At 58.9% G+C, this 17,766-nt stretch carries 15 protein-coding genes and 3 pseudogenes; 13 read left to right on the plus strand and 5 right to left on the minus strand.

What is annotated here, in order from left to right; translation table 11 throughout:
- Positions 1-7: 7 nt before the first annotated feature.
- From guaA to guaB, 3 genes are read right to left on the minus strand one after another with little or no spacing between them, the layout of a single operon-like run.
- Positions 8-1,588 carry a glutamine-hydrolyzing GMP synthase gene (guaA, locus tag CAGGBEG34_RS01035; protein ID WP_006682056.1) on the minus strand — a complete coding sequence of 527 codons (1,581 nt, stop codon included), beginning with the start codon at positions 1,586-1,588 and terminating at the stop codon, positions 8-10.
- Between the two features lie 29 nt (positions 1,589-1,617).
- Positions 1,618-1,851: a coiled-coil domain-containing protein gene (locus tag CAGGBEG34_RS01040; RefSeq protein WP_006682057.1), complete on the minus strand. Its 234-nt coding sequence runs from the start codon at positions 1,849-1,851 to the stop codon at positions 1,618-1,620.
- 35 nt (positions 1,852-1,886) lie between these two features.
- On the minus strand, positions 1,887-3,347 hold the full coding sequence (gene guaB, locus CAGGBEG34_RS01045) for an IMP dehydrogenase (protein WP_006682058.1): 1,461 nt from the start codon (positions 3,345-3,347) through the stop codon (positions 1,887-1,889).
- 656 nt (positions 3,348-4,003) lie between these two features.
- Between guaB and CAGGBEG34_RS01055 the strand changes: the two genes are divergently transcribed.
- The 4 genes and pseudogenes from CAGGBEG34_RS01055 (at position 4,004) to ruvB (ending at position 6,623) form a co-directional block, all read left to right on the plus strand.
- Entirely contained in the window at positions 4,004-4,351 is a 348-nt protein-coding gene (locus CAGGBEG34_RS01055; RefSeq protein ID WP_006682059.1) for a hypothetical protein, read from the plus strand.
- Positions 4,352-4,378: 27 nt separating this feature from the next.
- A pseudogene (ruvC, locus tag CAGGBEG34_RS01060) lies at positions 4,379-4,941 on the plus strand (crossover junction endodeoxyribonuclease RuvC).
- A gap of 54 nt (positions 4,942-4,995) precedes the next feature.
- Positions 4,996-5,577 (plus strand): Holliday junction branch migration protein RuvA, encoded by a 582-nt coding sequence (gene ruvA / locus CAGGBEG34_RS01065; RefSeq protein ID WP_006682060.1) that lies wholly within the window; start codon positions 4,996-4,998, stop codon positions 5,575-5,577.
- The gene (gene ruvB / locus CAGGBEG34_RS01070; protein ID WP_006682061.1) at positions 5,574-6,623 is read left to right on the plus strand and encodes a Holliday junction branch migration DNA helicase RuvB; all 1,050 of its coding nucleotides are present in this window, start codon (positions 5,574-5,576) and stop codon (positions 6,621-6,623) included. Before ruvA ends, ruvB begins: the two co-directional genes overlap by 4 nt.
- Before the next feature lie 18 nt (positions 6,624-6,641).
- Here ruvB and CAGGBEG34_RS01075 read toward each other — a convergent pair whose 3' ends face one another.
- Positions 6,642-6,833, minus strand: coding sequence for a hypothetical protein (locus CAGGBEG34_RS01075; RefSeq protein WP_042687356.1), 192 nt, complete (start codon positions 6,831-6,833; stop codon positions 6,642-6,644).
- Between the two features lie 455 nt (positions 6,834-7,288).
- Here CAGGBEG34_RS01075 and CAGGBEG34_RS01080 point away from each other — a divergent pair, with 455 nt between their 5' ends.
- The 8 genes from CAGGBEG34_RS01080 to pilV all read left to right on the plus strand — a co-directional run bounded on the left by CAGGBEG34_RS01080 (position 7,289) and on the right by pilV (position 16,299).
- Entirely contained in the window at positions 7,289-7,717 is a 429-nt protein-coding gene (locus CAGGBEG34_RS01080; RefSeq protein ID WP_042687357.1) for a TcpQ domain-containing protein, read from the plus strand.
- A gap of 3 nt (positions 7,718-7,720) precedes the next feature.
- The gene (pilN, locus tag CAGGBEG34_RS01085) at positions 7,721-9,349 is read left to right on the plus strand and encodes a PilN family type IVB pilus formation outer membrane protein (protein WP_006682063.1); all 1,629 of its coding nucleotides are present in this window, start codon (positions 7,721-7,723) and stop codon (positions 9,347-9,349) included.
- A complete protein-coding gene (gene pilO2, locus CAGGBEG34_RS01090) occupies positions 9,336-10,712 on the plus strand; it encodes a type 4b pilus protein PilO2 (RefSeq protein WP_006682064.1) in 1,377 nt (458 codons plus the stop codon). Before pilN ends, pilO2 begins: the two co-directional genes overlap by 14 nt.
- On the plus strand, positions 10,693-11,427 hold the full coding sequence (gene pilP, locus CAGGBEG34_RS01095; RefSeq protein WP_158641757.1) for a type IV pilus biogenesis protein PilP: 735 nt from the start codon (positions 10,693-10,695) through the stop codon (positions 11,425-11,427). Before pilO2 ends, pilP begins: the two co-directional genes overlap by 20 nt.
- Positions 11,424-12,941, plus strand: a complete 1,518-nt coding sequence (locus tag CAGGBEG34_RS01100; protein WP_006682066.1) for a GspE/PulE family protein — start codon at positions 11,424-11,426, stop codon at positions 12,939-12,941. Before pilP ends, CAGGBEG34_RS01100 begins: the two co-directional genes overlap by 4 nt.
- Positions 12,942-12,943: 2 nt before the next feature.
- On the plus strand, positions 12,944-14,011 hold the full coding sequence (locus tag CAGGBEG34_RS01105) for a type II secretion system F family protein (protein ID WP_006682067.1): 1,068 nt from the start codon (positions 12,944-12,946) through the stop codon (positions 14,009-14,011).
- A gap of 249 nt (positions 14,012-14,260) precedes the next feature.
- On the plus strand, positions 14,261-14,812 hold the full coding sequence (locus tag CAGGBEG34_RS01110; protein ID WP_006682068.1) for a type 4 pilus major pilin: 552 nt from the start codon (positions 14,261-14,263) through the stop codon (positions 14,810-14,812).
- Positions 14,794-16,299 carry a shufflon system plasmid conjugative transfer pilus tip adhesin PilV gene (gene pilV, locus CAGGBEG34_RS01115; RefSeq protein WP_042687363.1) on the plus strand — a complete coding sequence of 502 codons (1,506 nt, stop codon included), beginning with the start codon at positions 14,794-14,796 and terminating at the stop codon, positions 16,297-16,299. The genes CAGGBEG34_RS01110 and pilV overlap by 19 nt, the downstream gene beginning before the upstream one ends.
- 73 nt (positions 16,300-16,372) lie before the next feature.
- Here the strand turns inward: pilV and CAGGBEG34_RS01120 are convergent.
- A pseudogene (locus tag CAGGBEG34_RS01120) lies at positions 16,373-16,669 on the minus strand (protein-L-isoaspartate O-methyltransferase family protein); the annotation flags it as partial.
- A 45-nt stretch (positions 16,670-16,714) separates the two neighbouring features.
- On the opposite strand from CAGGBEG34_RS01120, the pseudogene CAGGBEG34_RS09970 reads away from it, so the two are divergent.
- Positions 16,715-17,539 (plus strand): annotated as a pseudogene (locus CAGGBEG34_RS09970) (undecaprenyl-diphosphate phosphatase); the annotation flags it as partial.
- Positions 17,540-17,766 lie beyond the last annotated feature (227 nt).

Raw genomic sequence — 17,766 nt, forward strand, 5'->3', positions numbered from 1 at the left:
AATAAATTCACTCCCATTCAATCGTCGCGGGCGGTTTGCCTGAAATATCGTAGACGACGCGGTTAATGCCGCGCACTTCGTTGATGATCCGGCTGGAAACCTGGCCGAGCAGTTCATGTGGCAAATGCGCCCAGTGCGCGGTCATAAAGTCTTGCGTCTGAACCGCGCGCAATGCAATCACATATTCGTAAGTGCGCGCGTCGCCCATCACGCCCACGCTTTTCACCGGCAGAAAAACCGCAAATGCCTGGCTCATTTGCGCATACCAGGGCCTTCCGGTCGCTGGATCGACCGCGTTACGCAGGCAATCGATAAAAATTGCATCGGCGCGTTGCAGCCGATCAATATATTCCGGCTTGACTTCGCCAGGAATGCGTACCGCCAGCCCCGGCCCTGGGAAGGGATGACGAAAAACCATTTCAGGCGGCAGACCCAGCGCAATGCCCAGTTCGCGCACTTCGTCCTTGAACAGTTCGCGCAGCGGCTCAAGCAGTTTTAACCGCAGCGTTTGCGGCAATCCGCCGACGTTGTGATGGCTTTTAATCTTTGCGGTACCGCATCCGCCTGAACCGGCGGATTCAATCACATCCGAATAAATTGTGCCCTGCGCGAGCCATTGCGCCTCGCCGCACGCGCGCGCTTCGCGCTGAAACACTTCGATAAACTGCGCGCCAATGATTTGACGTTTCTGTTCAGGATCGGTCACGCCCGCCAGCCGCGCGATGAACTCGGCGCTCGCGTCGACATATTCGATCTTTACGCCGAGCGCCGCCATCGCGTGTCTGACGTGCGCCGCTTCGTTTAAGCGCAATAAGCCATGATCGACAAATACGCACGTGAGCTGTTCGCCAATCGCGCGCTGCAAAAGCGCCGCCGCCACCGATGAATCGACGCCGCCGGAAAGCCCCAGAATCACCCGTTCGTCCCCCACTTGCTGACGGATGCGCTCGATGGCTTGGTTCAGATAATCATCCATCACCCAATCCGCGCGCGCGCCGCAGATGTCCAGCGCGAAGCGCGCGAGCAATGTGTTGCCCTGCGCGGTGTGCGTGACTTCAGGATGAAATTGCACGCCGTAAAAGCGCCGTGCGTGATGCGCCATCGCTGTAATCGGGCAGTTTTCAGTCGATGCAATGCACTCAAAACCGGGCGGCAGCCCGGTCACAAGATCGCCATGACTCATCCATACGGCAAGCGTTTGACGATCTGCATCGCTCTGTTTTTCCGCGAGCCCGCCGAGCCAATGCGCGCCCTCGTGTATATGTACATGCGTATGGCCGAACTCGCCGCTCTGGCCATACTTGACTTTACCGCCGAGTTGCGCGGCCATCGTTTGCATACCGTAGCAAATGCCGAGCACCGGCACGCCAAGCTCAAACACCGCCTGCGGCGCGCGCGGCGGATTCGCGCCGGCGACCGATGCCGGCCCGCCCGACAAAATAATGCCGCGCGGCGCGAAGTTGCGGATAAACGCATCGCTGAGGTCGTAGCGGTGAATCTCAGCGTAGATATGCAGCGCGCGCACGCGGCGCGCAATCAGTTGCGTATATTGAGAACCGAAATCAAGGATGAGGATTTTGTCGTGCACGTGGAATAGATATACAGGGGAATAAGCACTTACATAAATTTCATCAAAATACCGATCAATAAGCCGATCTGTGCGAATGATAGGCCAACGACCCATTTCAAAAGCTCGAATTTCATCTCAGCAAGATCATGTTTAGTTGCAACCTCTGACGATTCATGTGACGCTCGAATCGCTTCCGTTAACGCCTCTGCCTGCCGTTCATCAAAACCAGACGCTTTCAGCTTACGGACAAATTGATGTGTATCGAAGATTGCGGCGGCCATTGCTGTATTCCCCTTTGCAAAACCAGCGGTTCAACTTATTCGATATGGTAATTCGGCGCCTCTCTCATAATCTGCACATCGTGCACATGCGATTCGCGCATGCCCGCTGCGGTGATTTCGACAAAGCGCGCATTCGCGTGCAGTTCTGAAATCGTGCGGCATCCGCAATACCCCATGCTGGCGCGCACGCCGCCGGCGAGCTGGAACAGAATCGCCGCGACGCCGCCTTTGTACGGCACGCGGCCTTCAATGCCTTCCGGCACCAGTTTATCGATATGCGCATCATCGTCCTGAAAATAGCGTTCCGCGGAACCTTTTTGCATCGCGCCGACCGAACCCATGCCGCGATACGATTTATAAGAGCGGCCTTGATATAGAAAGACTTCGCCGGGCGCTTCTTCCGTACCGGCGAGCAGACTGCCCATCATTACGCTATGCGCGCCGGCCGCGAGCGCCTTTGCGGCATCGCCCGAATAGCGCACGCCGCCGTCGGCAATCAGCGGCACATCCGTATCCGCCAGCGCGGCGGCGACATTCGAGATCGCTGAAATCTGCGGCATCCCGACGCCGGTCACCACGCGCGTGGTACAGATCGAGCCTGGACCGATGCCGACCTTGACGCCGTCCGCGCCCTGCTCGACCAGCGCACGCGCCGCCTCTGCCGTGGCGATATTGCCGCCAATCACATCAATGTGCGCAAAGCGTTCCTTGATCCAGCGCACCCGCTCCAGCACGCCCTGGCTATGGCCGTGCGCGGTATCGACCACCAGCGCATCGACGCCCGCCTGCGCCAGCAGTTCGATGCGCGCGTCGTTGTCCGGCCCGGTGCCGACCGCCGCGCCGACGCGCAATTTGCCGTGTTCGTCCTTGCACGCATCCGGATGCTCGGTGGCCTTCAGGATGTCCTTGACGGTGATTAAACCGCGCAATTCAAACGCATCATTCACCACCAGAACGCGCTCCAGCCGGTGCCGGTGCATCAATGCTTTGGCCTGTGCGAGCGGCGCGCCCTCTGGTACGGTAATCAACCGCTCGCGCGGAGTCATGATCGCGCGCACCGGTTCATTTAAGCGCGTCTCAAAGCGCAGGTCACGGTTGGTGGCGATGCCAACCAATTGTTCCCCTTCCACCACCGGGAAACCGGAAATGCCGTGTTTGCGTGAGAGCGCCATCACGTCAAGCACTTTTAAATCCGGCGGTACGGTAATCGGATCGCGCACGATGCCGGATTCAAAGCGTTTGACCTTGACCACTTCCTTCGCCTGCTGCTCGGCGGATACATTCTTGTGGATAATGCCAATCCCGCCCTGCTGCGCCATCGCAATCGCCAGCCGGCTTTCCGTCACCGTATCCATCGGCGCGGAAATCAACGGCATATTGAGCGAAATCCGGCGCGTGAGCCGGGTTTTGAGGCAAACTTGATGCGGCAGAATGGCGGAGAAGGCGGGAACGAGAAGTACGTCGTCAAAAGTAAGGGCTTTCTGCATCAGACGCATGGCGCCTTCCTGGAGGAGAAATGCGGATTATTATAAGAGGATATAAGAAGGGATGGATTCCGCTACAGGCCCTCCGCAGTCTGCTTGAACTGCTTTTTGATATTGAGCCGATATGGGATAATAAAAACTAAATGGTTAAATATATATGAGAGAAATTTTAATGAATAGACATGAATGGTTAAGGCATCATTCATCTTTTTAACCTGGAGTAGTGCCATGTCACCTACACAGCCAGTTTCTGTCGCTTCTTCCCCCTCTTCGTCCGACTTAAAAGCTCTTATGGAAGAGGACCGCGCTTTTAAAAATTTTGTGGAGAACATGCAATCCTTAACCGATATAGCTCAACAACAGGTAAACAGCCCCCGGGTTTCCATAGCTGAGTCGAGCACCCTTGCTGCATCGCGCGGATCGTCCGCTGCCACTTCCTCTGTTGATATATGCATTCAGTTACTTAAGGATGCAGAGATCGACTTAGAGGAATTAGCGTTCTGCATTGAAAATATCGAACGTGATTTTGAGTGTCTTCTCAGTCAATTTAAACAAAATCCAAATTTTTTAACTCTTCCATTAGAGGAAGAAGTGCGGTTTCCATACGCGATTCGTCTTCAAAAGGACCACAGAGCCCGCGTCGATCATCTGCGCCTGAAGGATTACGCTTGTCCTCTCCGGACAAGCGCGCATCTAAATTTGCCTCAACTTCCCAGGTGCGCAGCGCATCTGTTGAATCTCGTCGTTCCCTCTTTTCAATTATCGAAGAAGGAACAGCACCGACCTCCAATCTTGAAATAAAAATTATTGTAGAACTCGGGAAATTAAAATCCTCTTTCCAGCAATATAAAGCAGCCGTAGAAAATGAGTCGCAAAAAATAGCAGTGCACAAGGAAGCGTTGCTCTCATCGCTCGAACGTCTGCAAGCGTTACGGGCAGAATTGATCGAGAAGATCGAACTGCAAAGAAATATGTCCCGGTCCACGGAAAAAGACCCAGTCCATTTAGTCGTTTAAAGCCAAACGCTTCTACAGGCCGCGGCGTTGAAAATCATCGGCATCGACCCCGGCCTGAGGCGCACCGGCTTTGGCATTATCGAGCGCAGCGGCGGGCCGCTGCGCCACATCGCCAGCGGCGTCATCAAAACGCCTGATGCCGGTCTGCCCCAACGACTCGGCGTCATTTTGAAAGCATTCAAACGCTGCTGGCCGAACACAGACCCGCGCACGCTGCTGTCGAACAGGTATTCGTCAATGTGAATCCAAGCGCAACATTGCTGCTGGGCCAAGCGCGCGGCGCGGCCATTTGCGCGCTGGTCGCGGGCGGCGCGCAGGTGTATGAATACACCGCCTTGCAACTTAAACAGGCGGTTGCAGGCTATGGGCGCGCCCGCAAAGAACAAATCCAGCATATGGCGGCGCGGCTTTTGCAATTAGACGGCCTGCCTGGCCCCGACGCCGCGGATGCGCTCGGCGTTGCAATCTGTCATGCGCATAGCGGCGATGCACTCGCTACCCTCGGCAATTTAGCGCCCGCGGTTGCAAAAAAAGGATTCAGGACGCGGCGCGGGCGATTAGTCGGCCCAATGTCCAGCCCGATTTATTAAATTTATCCGCGCGGTACACTACAAGAATATTTTTGTTTTTTCTTCGCAGCTCCCATGATTGGCCGTTTGTCCGGCATTTTGCTGGAAAAAAATCCGCCTCATTTACTGCTCGATTGTCATGGCGTGGGCTATGAAATCGACGCCCCGATGAGCACCTTCTACCAGATGCCCGCGATTGGCGAGCCGCTCGTGCTGCTCACGCATCTGATCGTGCGCGCGGATGCGCATGCACTGTATGGCTTTGCCAGCGCGCCGGAACGCACGGTATTCCGGGAATTGCTGAAAATCAGCGGCGTCGGCGCGCGGATGGCGCTCGCGGTTTTATCCGGATTGAGCATTGCCGATCTGAGGCGCGCGGTGAATGCGCAAAATGCCGCGATGCTGGCGGGCATTCCCGGCATCGGCAAAAAAACCGCCGCGCGCCTGCTGCTTGAACTGAAAGGAAAATTTGGCGACGCGCCCGCGGGCATTGCAGGCGGCGCGCTGACCAGCGCGCACGGCGCCGATATCCTGAATGCGCTGCTTGCGCTCGGTTATTCGGAAAAAGAAGCGCTTGCTGCAATTCAGGCCATTCCCGCCGATTCGGATGTATCGGACGGTATTCGTCTGGCGCTTAAACACTTATCCAAAGCATGATTGAACAGGATGCGCTCGACGCCGGGCGCTTGATGGCGCCAGCCCCCGCTTCTCCAAATGAAGAGGTCTTTGAGCGCGCATTGCGTCCGCGCCGGTTATCCGAATATATCGGCCAGACGAAAGTGTGCGAACAGATGGAAATCTTTATCCAGGCTGCCCGTCTGCGCCGCGAAGCGCTTGATCACGTCTTATTGTTTGGCCCGCCGGGTCTGGGCAAAACCACGCTCGCGCATATCGTCGCGCACGAAATGGAGGTGAACCTGCGTCAGAGCGCCGGGCCCGTGCTGGAACGCGCGGGCGATCTGGCGGCGCTGCTCACGAATCTTGAGGCGGGCGATGTGCTCTTCATTGACGAAATCCACCGTCTCTCGCCCGCGGTCGAAGAAATTCTGTATCCGGCGCTGGAGGATTATCAGATCGACATCATGATCGGCGAAGGCCCCGCCGCGCGCAGCGTCAAGCTGGACTTAAAGCCCTTTACGCTGATTGGCGCGACCACGCGCGCGGGCATGCTGACCAATCCATTGCGCGACCGCTTCGGCATTGTGGCGCGGCTGGAATTTTATAGCGCGCAGGAGCTGGCGAGCATTGTACAGCGTTCGGCGCACCTGCTCGATGCGCCCATCGATGAAGCTGGCGCGCTTGAAATTGCGCGGCGCGCGCGCGGCACGCCGCGCATTGCCAACCGGCTGCTGCGGCGCGTGCGTGATTATGCGCAGGTCAAAGACACGGGCGCGATTCGCGCGGACGTTGCAGACCGCGCGCTCATGATGCTCGACGTTGATCCAGCCGGCTTTGATCTGATGGATCGCACGCTGCTCGAAGCCATTTTGCATAAATTCGATGGCGGCCCGGTTGGCATCGACAATCTCGCCGCCGCCATTGGCGAAGAGCGCGACACAATCGAAGATGTCATCGAGCCGTATTTAATCCAGCAAGGCTTTTTGCAGCGCACCTCGCGCGGTCGGATTGCAACGCTTTCAACCTATCGCCATTTCGGCTTGACTGCGCCGCAGAACCGGCCAGCGCTGGATCTCTGGGAGTGAGATCGTAAATGGAGGCGCTTATGCAGGCGTTTCGCACAGCCGCGCTGGCAAGGCGCAATAACGCAGCAATTGCTGAATCGCCTGTTTTTCTGGATAGTACTCCTGGTACAGGCTCAGCAATCCAAAAAAACTGCGCTGGAACGTGATATTTTTGCTGATATTCAGCGTGGCAATCACTCTCCGGCGATCAAGACTGAAAAGATTTGGCATATCTGCGTGAAATATTCACTCACCCAATAAATTCATCCAGCTTCAGCCTAACGTGAACGGCGGCGGTGCAATACCGCAAAAATGTTAAGCCAAATGACATTGAATACATTTGGACGCGGCGCGCTGTCCGCTGAAAAATGCTCTGGGTTAGAACCTGTTCACGATCTTACTGCGCACCCGTGATACAGGGTCGGGCGGTGCTCGGAATGCTCACATATTTCATATATGCTCCGCTTCCTGCGCTCCGTCCTTCCCTGTCTGACGGGCGCTCGTGACAGATCGTAAACAGGTTCTTAGGCCGGATGGCGAATGTTGCGCGAAATGGTTTGACCCTGCCAACAGCGCTCATCAAAATAGCACTCAAGCATTTTTCAGCGGCTTGCCCTGTGTGTCGCTTCGCGCTCGCGCCAGTGGCAATCTCACCGAAAAATGCGCTCGCCGTTCAGTTCTGAAGTGTGTTCAAAGTGATTCAAAATCTTGCCCTCCGGTTTAGCATTGCACTGGCGCTGGCGGTTTCTTCCGTTGCGCAGGCAAGGTTGATCGTGGTTGACAGCGCGCGCAAGATGCAGAATATCGCATCCGCCGCGCCTCAGGCTGCGCCAGCCTTGCCTGAAAAGCCCCTTTGGGCCGCAGACAAAGGCTCGACGCTGCGCGCTTCACTGCAGAAGTGGGCCGATCAGGCCCGCTGGACGCTGGTCTGGGATGTGCCGGAGGGCCCAAACCAGCAATTGAACTATCCCATACTCGCGCCGCTGACCTTTACAGGCTCGGTGGATCAAGCGGTCGCCGCGTGCATTTCTCTGTACGAACAGGCGGAAAAACCGCTCGCGGTACAGATTCAGCGCGCGCAAAAACTGTTCTACGTCCATCTGAAAGCGAGCTAAGCGATGCGCAAAGTCAACGGTCCGTTCATCGTTGCGGCGGCTGCGTTATCCGCTGGATGCCAAAGCTTTCAGCACGCGCGCGATATTGAACAAAGCGCGCTTGTAGAGATGGATGCGGCGCGCCAACAGTGGCACAAGCACAGCGCGCCGCGCCGCGCGGCGCAGACCGTGCAATACGCCGCGCAGCAATGGATTTTTCCAACGCCTTTTACGGAGGCGAAAGCGCCTCCGCTCGGCTGTGAACTCGATATTGTCAGTGCAGAACCCGTTTCTTTGTCCGAATTCAGTCAACTCATCACCCGTAAATGCGGGATGAGCGTGCGCCTCACGCGTGATGCCCTGACCGCCGTGAGCCGCCCGCGCGCATCTATAAATATGAACAGACCGCCGCTGCCGGGCGCGGTGGAAATGCAAACGCCCGCGCCGCGCGCCTTTGATATCAACCATCATGGCCGGCTTGAGGCATTGCTGGACGCGGTGACCGCGCGCGCGGGCCTGGCGTGGCAGTTTGATCCAGACCGCCGGCGCGTGACGATCGCCGCCCTCTCGTCGCGCACCTTTCCGGTCCATCTGATTGCGACCGATACGGATATGAAATCCGAGTTTCATAGCGGCACGACGCAAGTCAACGGCGTCCTAAGCGCTGGCTCGGACAGCGGACAGGGCGGGCAAGGCGCGGCGCATACGCTGCAGAGTACCACTGTCCAGCTCAAGACTTCGCTCTGGAAAGATATCCAGCATGATATTGAAACGATTGCGCCGCCGCCGGATAACCATATCAGCGTCTCGCCTGCGACCGGCAGCCTGACGGTCGCGGGCGCGCCCGATGTGCTCGACCGCGTGCAGCGTTATGTCGATGCGCGCAACAAACAGTTCGACAAATTTGTCACTTTCCAGGTGCACGTCGTTTCGGTCACAATCTCCAATACCGACGCCATCGGTCTGCGCTGGTCAGCGCTTTATCAAACGCTGGCCGGCAAATACGGGATTGAGCTCGCCCAACCCTTCGCTGCGCCCGCCTCCGCCTCCGCCGCGACCTTCTCCATCCTCAAAACTTCGGTTTCGCCGTGGGCGGGCACGCAGGCGATTCTGCACGCGCTGAACGAACAGGGCCATGCGCGTCTGGTGCGCAGTACCCAGCTGGCGACGATGAACCTCAACCCGGTGGCGACGCAAACCGGCGCGCAGGAAGGTTATCTCGCCAGTTCAAATACCACCCAGACAGCGCAGGTTGGATCAACCACTACCCTCTCGCCAGGCACGATCAACACCGGCTTCAATATTTCGATGTTGCCCTATGTGCTTGAGGACAACCAGATTCTGCTGCGGATGAACATCAATCTGTCGAGCCAGAAAGGCCCGCCGCGCGTGATTGAAAGCGGCGGCGCGCGCATCGAATTACCCAGTATCGCATTGCCGCTGAACACTTCAAATACCATCAAGGTGCGCGCCGGAGACACCGTGATGCTGGCGGCCCAGGAAGATATCGACGACCGCGCGCAGCGCAGCGGCGTGGGTTCAAGCGCTTTTTTTGCGCTCGGCGGCGGCGTACAGGCGGCGCAGTCGCGCACCTTGCTGGTGGTGTTGATTACGCCAGTGTTAATGCAGGACTCTAGTCATGGCCGCGCTTAGCGCCTTTTTCTGCCGCTGGCGCGGCGCGGCGGCGCGTCCACAGCCGCTGAACGCGCCCGTTGCGCAGCCGGCGCAGCATGTTGACATGCATGGCCGGATTTTTGTATCCAACCTGTTTTGGCAGCCGTTGCCCAATCCGCGCACGGCTATCCAGGATGCGCGCGCCTTCGGCATTCAGAACGGCTGGACATGGGGCGTGATTCGCTCCGGCGCGCGGGCGCAGGCGGGCTTTGCCGAGTGCGGCCATGAGGTACGGACCTTAAAGGGAACGCTCAGTCTGGCGGCGCAGCTCGCGGCGCAGTTGGGCGATGCCTGGCTCGGCGCGTTCAAAGTGGCTGAAGGCCGTTATGCGGTCATTGCGGTTCATGAACGATGGATTATTCCCGGTTTCGATGTGGTTTGCGATGCCGGGCAGGCGGCGCAGTTATGGCTTGAGGCGATGCGCCTCTATACATTCGACGCCAGCGCATGCTTTGCGTCGCCGGAACTTGGCCTGTCGGCAAACGCGCGTGATATCGCGCCTTTGCTGGCGATGCGGCAGTGGCACTCCGAATCCCAGATCAAACGGCTGAGGTGGCGCGATGCGTATCCCAGGCGGATGATCGCCGGCGCTGTTTTAGCGCTGGCCGGATTCGCGCTGGTGGGTTACTGGCTCGCATCGATGCGCTCCAGGCCAGCGTCGCAGCCAGGGGTGCGCGCTCAACGTGCGCTCCGCGCACCGCAGAACACGCTCAACGGAGCGCCTTCAGCGCAAAGGCTGCCCGACCGCGCTTATCCGTGGATGCGGCAGGCCAGCGCGCAGGCGTTTGCACGCGCCTGTACAACGGCGATTGGCGCGCTGCCGCTCAATCTGGCCGGCTGGCGTTTCGACCATGCGCGCTGCAAAGAAAGCATCGTCACCGTGCAACTGAACCGTGAAACGGGCGCGACGGTGGAAGGGTTGATCAACGCTCTGGCGCGCTTAAATAGCCTCCGCCCCTTGTTCGACGGACATGATCAAGCGCTGCTGCACATTCCGATCAAGCCAGAGCCCGAACCTGCGGACAATGCGGCGCCGCCTGCGGCGCGTCTCATTTCCGGATTCGTATCGCATTTTCAACGTTATGGCATCCAGCCGGAATTAAAGCCCGTCGCGCGTCCATCGCCGTTGCAGGCAAGCGCCCAGGGTTCCAGGCAAGCACAGGATTGGCAGCCGCTCCGTTTCGATATACAGAGCGCGCAGTCGCCTGTTTTCCATTTCGGGCGTCTGGCGCGACGCGGGCTCAGCGCCGGCGTGCGGATTCGCGCGATCACCGCAACGCTTCAACAGGCAAGGCTGGGATGGCAGGTGGAGGGGATGCTGTATGTACAAAAAGAATCTTAGAGCCTTGTTCAGCGAGATTGCCACTGGCGCAAGCGCGAAGACAGTATGGAGCTCGATGCGGGCGGAGCAGGTCTCCGTCGCGAAGCGATGGAGGCGACCCCGCAGCGATCCCGAATACCGAACACGCAGAAGCGGCACAGTGCAAGCCGCTGAAAAAGGCTCTCATCCCGCGCGCATCGTATTGAGCGCATGCCTCTTTGGCGTCTGCGCCTTTGCCGGGGCGTCTGCCGCAACGGTTGATGAACTGGGCGCGGTGAATGCCGAGACGGTGCTGCTGCGCGCGCAGGCGGAACGCGAGAACGCGCGCCTCGCGCTGATCAAGGCGCAACGCGATGCGCGTGCGCCCGCCTGCGCGCATGTAAGGCTTCCGGATGCGTTGCCGCAGGCGCGTCGCATTACCTCTGTCAATGGCGCGCGCGAAGCAACGCTCGTGTATCTGGATCATCAGGTGGAAGTGCGCGAAGGCGATGCACTGGACGGAGGCTATATTGTCCAGCGCATCTCGCCGCAGGCGCGGCGCGTCGAACTTAAAAACAGGGCGGGCCGAATCGTGCGGATTCCGCTCTCAGGCGCAGCGCACATGCCGGTTGAGGCGGCGGCTGCGCCGCTGCCAGAGCCTATCGCCCGGTTTGACCGTCCGCCGGCAAATCCGCCCTCTGCAATGCTGCCGCCGCCTGCCGGCGCATTCGCGCCCTCTTCCCCGCCCCGGCCATGAAGCGCATCGATGCAACAACCGCGCCGCCCCAGCCCTACAAACATACGGTGCCGGAGGCGGTGCGCGGGAAAGCCGCGTTGCGCGCGGATGGCACATTACTGATTGGCGCCTCGTATCAGCACGACCATGCGGTACGCGCTTATCAACAGTTGCTGCGCCGTCATCGCGTGACGTTTACGCCGCGGCTGGCGAGCATTGAGCAGCTCAAACAAACCCATGCGGATGCAGGCGTACCGAGTCACGCGCCGCGCGCGGACGTGAGCAGCCGTCAACTGCAAATCATCGATTTGATCAAGGAGGCGGTCAAAGAGGGTGCGAGCGATCTTCATTTTCTGAACGAAGAACACAGTACGTGGATCAAGATGCGCGTGCACGGCATCCTGCGCGATAAAAAAGAACTCGATCCAGAAGAGGGACAGGCCTTATGCCGCTGTATGTACGAATCGATGACCGATATTGGCGATGGCAATTACAACGACCGGCTGATGCAGGACGCGCGGCTGGCGCGCCGTTTCCTGAGCGCCGCCGGACTGACCGGCGCGCGCATCTCGACCCGTCCGCTCGAATACGGCAATTTCGTCGCGCTGCGCCTGTTGTACGGTGCGCTTAAGACGCAGCAAACGCTCGCAAGTTTGGGGTACAACGCGGCGCAAGCGGCGCTGATCCAGCGCATGCTGCAATGCCGCGGCGTTCATCTTTTTTCGGGCGTCACCGGTTCGGGCAAATCCACCTCGTTGCAGGTGGCGCTGAGCTTGCTTTTGCAACGGCATGAAGGGCGAATCAATCTGATGACCATCGAGCAACCGCTGGAATATGTGATTCCAGGCGCGGTGCAGACGCCGCTGTTATGCGATCTGGACGATCCGCGCGCCGTTTCCGAGGCGTGGTCGCGCGCAATCAGCAATCTGATGCGGCTGGACCCGGACGTGATGATGGTCGGCGAACTGCGCGATTTGCCGTCCGCGGTCGCAGCCATTCAGGCGGCGCTGACCGGACACGGGCTATGGACAACCACGCACGCGAAGGGCGCATTTGCCTCGCTTGACCGGCTCGCTGACCTGGGCGTTGCGCCGCGCCGGTTGGGCGATGCCTCGCTGTTTACCGGACTGATCAACCAAGCCCTTGCGCCTACGCTGTGCTCGGCATGCAAGCGGCCCTGCGCGGAACACATCCATGAAATCGAAGACGATCTGCGCGCGCGGATTGAAGCGTTTACCAACGTCAAGAAGGTGTATCTGCGCGGAACCCGGCCAGACTGTCCAGCCTGCGGCGGCATGGGCGTGACCGGGCGCACCGTGGTTGCAGAAATTGTGCTGACCGCGCAGCCGCTGATGGATATTTACCGCGCTGAGGCGGGCGGCTCGGCGGCGGCTAAAAGCTATTGGGTCAAACAGATGAAGGGCATCACCAAATGCCGGCACCTGATCGAAAAAATCAACCAAGGCTGGATTGACCCAAAGATGGGCGAGGAAGCGGTGTGCAGTCTGGCTGAGGATACGTTCACGTTGCAGTGAGCATGTTTTTTCATTCACTCAACGCGCTTTGGTACCGGCTGTTTTTTGGCGCCCGTCAGCGGCTCAAGGTGTACCGGAGTCTGGCGACGTTGCTGCAGAATCATGTGCCGCTCAAGCCCGCCTTGCTCGCCTGCGCTGATGTGTACGGCGCGCACGGCAAAAAGCCGAACCGCATCGAGGCCATCGTGCTTCAGGACTGCCTGAGCGCTATCGATCAAGGCCGCGCGCTTGCGGAGGCGCTGCGCCGCTGGCTGCCATTCGACGAATATTCGGCGATTGCCGCGGGGCAGCGCAGCGCGCGCCTGGCGGAAGCGCTGTTGCGCGCCGCCGAGATGATTCGGCGCAAAGGTAGGATGCACAAGGCCGTGATTCATGCAACCGCTTATCCGGCCATGCTGCTGCTCGCGCTCGGCGCATCCTTCTATCTGATTGCCGCGCATATGATGCCGAAACTGCTGCGGATGATGCCATCTCAACAGTGGAGCGCCAGCGTGCGCGCGCTCGACTGGATTGCGCAGTGGGTAGCGCGACACGGCGCACTGTTGCTGATGGGAATGGGCGCGCTGGTCTGCGTTATCTGGATCAGTCTGCCGCGTCTGACCGGCCGCATCCGCGTCATGCTGGACGCGCTGCCGCCGTGGAATATGTACCGAATCGTGCACGGCGCAAGCTTTCTTTACAACATCGGGGTGCTGCTCAGCGCGGATGTGCCAAAAGTCGAATTGCTTGGCATGATGCGCGCGCATGCCACGCCGTATCTGCGCGAGCGGATCGACGGCGCGCTGCGCGGCATCAAAGACGGGCTGGATTTAGGGCGCGCGCTGGCGGCGAGCGGCCATCGTTTCCCAAGCGCGGATGCGATTGCGTATATCCGCGTTATCGGCAGTCTGAAAGGCGGCGATGCGCAGCTCAAGCAATTCAGCGAAGAATGGCTAGAAGAGAGTATTGCCAAACTGAACGTTGCCGCGGCAATCTTTAAACAGAGCGCCATTGCATTAGGCGGGCTGATGATCATGATGATCGTTGCAGGGGTGAATGGTATAGGCAGCGGCATGATGATGCGCTTTTAGACAGGGGTTTCGCACAGCCGCGCTGGCGGTGTTGCGCCTCCTTGCCGTACTACTTGTACTGTCTGCGTCGGCGCGCCTTGCCAGCGTGGCTGTGCGAAACCCCTGTTAGGCATCTTTCAGCGGCTTGCCCTGTGCCGCTTCTCCGCTTTCGGTATTCGGGACCGCTGCAGGGTTGCTCCTTGTTGCAACGCGACTGGAAAATGCTCTAAAGCCCATTCACGATCTTCTTGTTAACAGCTAGGAAAAATCATGCAGAGCAAAAATAGCGCCGTTTTTCAAAGTGCGACGCCGGTTGCCGCGAGCGCCGGCATCATTTCGCTGGAAATGATGATCGTGGTCGGGATTCTGATTGTCCTGCTGCTTGGCGCGGGCGCGCGGATTGTCATTGCATTGCTGGCCAACGACAACGCAGCTGAAATGAGTAATGTGCAGGCGCTGTATTCGGCGCTGAAGGATATTAAAACGACGGCGGGATACGGCGCGCCGGGCACTGAATTATCTGAGGCGGTGATTGCGGCGGGCAGCGTGCCGGGCAATATGACGGTGCATGACAATGCGATTCAGAACCAGTGGGGCGGGGTGTATGCGTTAACGAGCACAGGGCAGGGATTTACCATTCGCGATCCCGATATTCCCGATAAAAACTGCATCAAGATTGCGCTTGCGCAGTCGCAGGCGGGTCAGTTCTCATCCACAGCGATCAACGGCGGCGCTGAAATGAGCGGGGCGCTCAGCGCGGCGGATACGGTTTCGGCATGTGCAGAAAAGCGCAATACGATTGCATGGACAAGTTCCAACTGAGGCGCGTCCGCAAGCGCAATGCCGGCGTGCTTTCGCTCGAAGCGGCGATGGTCGCCAGTCTGCTAGTGCTGGCGCTTGTGTCGGTCGGCGGCTGGCTGAAAATCGATGCCGAACGAAAGACCGATCAAAACGCCGCAGACCATCTGAATGCGGTCTTTCGCGGCGCGCAGCATTGGTTTGCGCAACACTACGCCGCCATCGAGGCGGCGGCGAATCCGAACGTGCGTTATCCGTATTCTGTGTGGAAAAGCGCGGTGCCGGCGGCGCTGAGCGCAACCAATATTTATGGTCAAACGTATTCAATGCGCGTTTACAAAGAGCCGTCCGGCGCGCTCGATATGGCGGTGGTCACTGAAGGCGGCGCAGCGATTCCGCAACGAAGTCTGATGCGGATTGCCAAATGGATCGGCGGCGCGGGCGGATATATCTCTGGCGCTGCGCCTGCCGATGCGCAGGGCGCGTTCGGTGGCTGGCGGATGGAAATGGTCAAACTGGGCGGCACACCTGGCAGTGGTCATCTCGCGGCGGCGGCGTTCTTCAACCAGGCGCGCGCGATTCACAACTTTCTCTATCGAAGCAGGGTGCCGGGGCATCCGGAAGCCAACCGGATGGAGACAGCGATTGATATGGGCGGACACGATCTGCGCAATGGCGGCACAATCCGCGCGCAGACGGCGGAATTTGCGCATTCCACCATCACCGTCGGCGGCGCGCAGTATTACGGCGATAGCGCGAATATCGCGCTGCGCCCGAACGGCAGCGTGTACTTCCAGCATGCGTGGAATACGGCGTCGCCCGCTGATCTGGCGGCGGTCGGCAATATCCACGCCAGCGGCAACGTGAACGCGGTTGGCAATATTCAGACAAACGGCAGCATGCGTGCGCAAGGCAATGTGCAAGCCGAAAACGCCGGCATCCGCGGCGACACGGCAACCGGCGGCTGGTTTAAAACCTTGGGCGATGGCGGCTGGTATAACCAGAAATGGCAGGGCGGCTGGATGATGAATGATCCCATATGGCTGCGCAGCATTGCGGACAAAAACATATATACCGGCGGTATGGTGCAGGGCGGCGCGGTGCATACGAATGGCCGCTTGTCGACCGGCGAATATGTGCAGATTGACGGCATCGCGCGTGCGGGGGAATGGTGCGCGCCGAACGGCTTGCTTGGACGGGACGACGATGGCGCGCTTCTGGCATGTCAGGTTGGCCGGTGGCGTATGCAGCGGCAGCGGCCCGCGGACGGCCTGAGCGGCTGGCAGCAGGTGGGGCCGAAAGGGCGCGCACAGCAGGATGGATTTCTGGTCGCCACTTCATGTTTTAACTGCGCACTTGCCGGTTATACGGATGGCGTGCAGCGTTTTATGATTTCCGAGCGGGATAAGTACGGCCAGGGTAGAGTCTCCGGCACGATGCCGGTTGCGCGCGGCGAAGAGTGGGAATTGGTCGGCGCTGAGCAGGTTTGGTTGATGCGCCTGGGTTCTTGATTGCTTCAGGAGTTTCTCACAGCCACGCTGGCAAGGCGCGCCTTTGCTGCGAGTACAGCGAGCGCGGCAAGGGGCGCTGCGCGAGTAAAGCCGCCATATAACCGCTGCCGGCGCCGATTTCCAGCGTATAAGCGCGTGAAAGAGGAGGCGCCGCCGCCTGTAGAATGCACGCTTCAATTTTGGGCGCCAGCGTATGCTGGCCGCACGGCAGCGGTATCTCAAAATCCGCAAAGGCGAGATTCCGGTAGGCCGCCGGCACAACATGCTCGCGTTTGACAATGGACAAGGAACCCAGCACTTCTGGATCCAGCGCCTCCCAGGGGCGGATTTGGTTTTGGATCATATTGCGGCGGGCGAGTTCGGCATTCATGCGGAATCATGTGTTTATAGACATCGGTTGTGGAGAATCATCAGAATGGACTGGATGATTGCATGCAAAGCATTATTGCTCGGCGTTGCCGAGGGCCTTACAGAATTTATCCCGGTATCCAGCAGCGGGCATTTGATTATTTTGGGCAGCGCGCTGAATTTTACCGGTGAGCAGGCCAAAGCCTTTGATGTCGTGGTTCAGATCGGCGCGATTGCCGCATTGTGCTGGGCGCTGCGCGCCCGAATCAGCGCGATTGTCTGCGGAGCGCTCGCGCGCCGGCCAGAGGCATATCGCTGCGCGTTCAATATCGCGCTCGCGTGCGCGCCGGCGGCGGCGCTGGGCTTACTTTTTGCCAGGCCAATCAAGGCCGCGCTGTTTGCGCCGGCGCCTGTTGCACTGGCGCTGATTGCGGGAGGCATCGTGATTCTGTGGGTAGAGCGCCGGGGCTGCAATGCGCGCCGCGCGCCGCGGATTGGCGCGCTGGGTGAAATCACCGTCCGCGATGCGCTTAAAGTCGGCTTTGCACAATGTTTTGCGTTGATTCCAGGCGTTTCGCGCTCAGGCTCGACCATTATTGGCGCGCTGCTTTTTGGCTTTGATCGGCGCGTCGCAACCGAATTTTCTTTCCTGATGGCCATTCCTTTGCTGCTTGGCGCAACGGCTTATGAATTATTCAAAATGCCGGGTCTGATGAATGCCGCCAATCTCGGAGTCTTCGCCATTGGTTTGTTGGCCGCCTTTGTCAGCGCGCTGCTCTGTGTGAACGGGTTGTTGCGCTTTATTGCAACGCACGATTTCCGCATTTTTGCATGGTACCGGATCGGCTTTGGCGCGCTGATTCTAGTGATCGCGTATGGCGGTCAGAAAAATGCTTTCAGGACTAATGAGGCAAGGCCTGCAATCAGGAACGCGAGCATCCATTTTAGAAGTTTGATTTCTCCGTCCACTTTTTCAAATTTTGCATTTATCCCCCCTTCAACTTTTTCAAGTCTGGCGTTGATACGCAATTCGAGTTCGCGCAGATCGCCTTTAGTGGCGACATCCGCGGACGCTTGTGATTCAAACACTGCCTCTGTGAGCACCTTTGCCTGTTCGTC

This window comes from Candidatus Glomeribacter gigasporarum BEG34 (assembly GCF_000227585.1).
In the GTDB taxonomy this organism is placed as follows: domain Bacteria; phylum Pseudomonadota; class Gammaproteobacteria; order Burkholderiales; family Burkholderiaceae; genus Glomeribacter; species Glomeribacter gigasporarum_B.

Bases quoted from the DNA above. Each gene is read 5' to 3' on its own strand.
- CAGGBEG34_RS01040 (WP_006682057.1), bottom strand. From the start codon at position 1,851: ATGGCCGCCGCAATCTTCGATACACATCAATTTGTCCGTAAGCTGAAA.
- guaB (WP_006682058.1), bottom strand. From the start codon at position 3,347: ATGCGTCTGATGCAGAAAGCCCTTACTTTTGACGACGTACTTCTCGTT.
- ruvA (WP_006682060.1), top strand. From the start codon at position 4,996: ATGATTGGCCGTTTGTCCGGCATTTTGCTGGAAAAAAATCCGCCTCAT.
- ruvB (WP_006682061.1), top strand. From the start codon at position 5,574: ATGATTGAACAGGATGCGCTCGACGCCGGGCGCTTGATGGCGCCAGCC.
- CAGGBEG34_RS01075 (WP_042687356.1), bottom strand. From the start codon at position 6,833: ATGCCAAATCTTTTCAGTCTTGATCGCCGGAGAGTGATTGCCACGCTG.
- pilN (WP_006682063.1), top strand. From the start codon at position 7,721: ATGCGCAAAGTCAACGGTCCGTTCATCGTTGCGGCGGCTGCGTTATCC.
- pilO2 (WP_006682064.1), top strand. From the start codon at position 9,336: ATGGCCGCGCTTAGCGCCTTTTTCTGCCGCTGGCGCGGCGCGGCGGCG.
- pilP (WP_158641757.1), top strand. From the start codon at position 10,693: ATGTACAAAAAGAATCTTAGAGCCTTGTTCAGCGAGATTGCCACTGGC.
- CAGGBEG34_RS01100 (WP_006682066.1), top strand. From the start codon at position 11,424: ATGAAGCGCATCGATGCAACAACCGCGCCGCCCCAGCCCTACAAACAT.
- CAGGBEG34_RS01105 (WP_006682067.1), top strand. From the start codon at position 12,944: ATGTTTTTTCATTCACTCAACGCGCTTTGGTACCGGCTGTTTTTTGGC.
- CAGGBEG34_RS01110 (WP_006682068.1), top strand. From the start codon at position 14,261: ATGCAGAGCAAAAATAGCGCCGTTTTTCAAAGTGCGACGCCGGTTGCC.
- pilV (WP_042687363.1), top strand. From the start codon at position 14,794: ATGGACAAGTTCCAACTGAGGCGCGTCCGCAAGCGCAATGCCGGCGTG.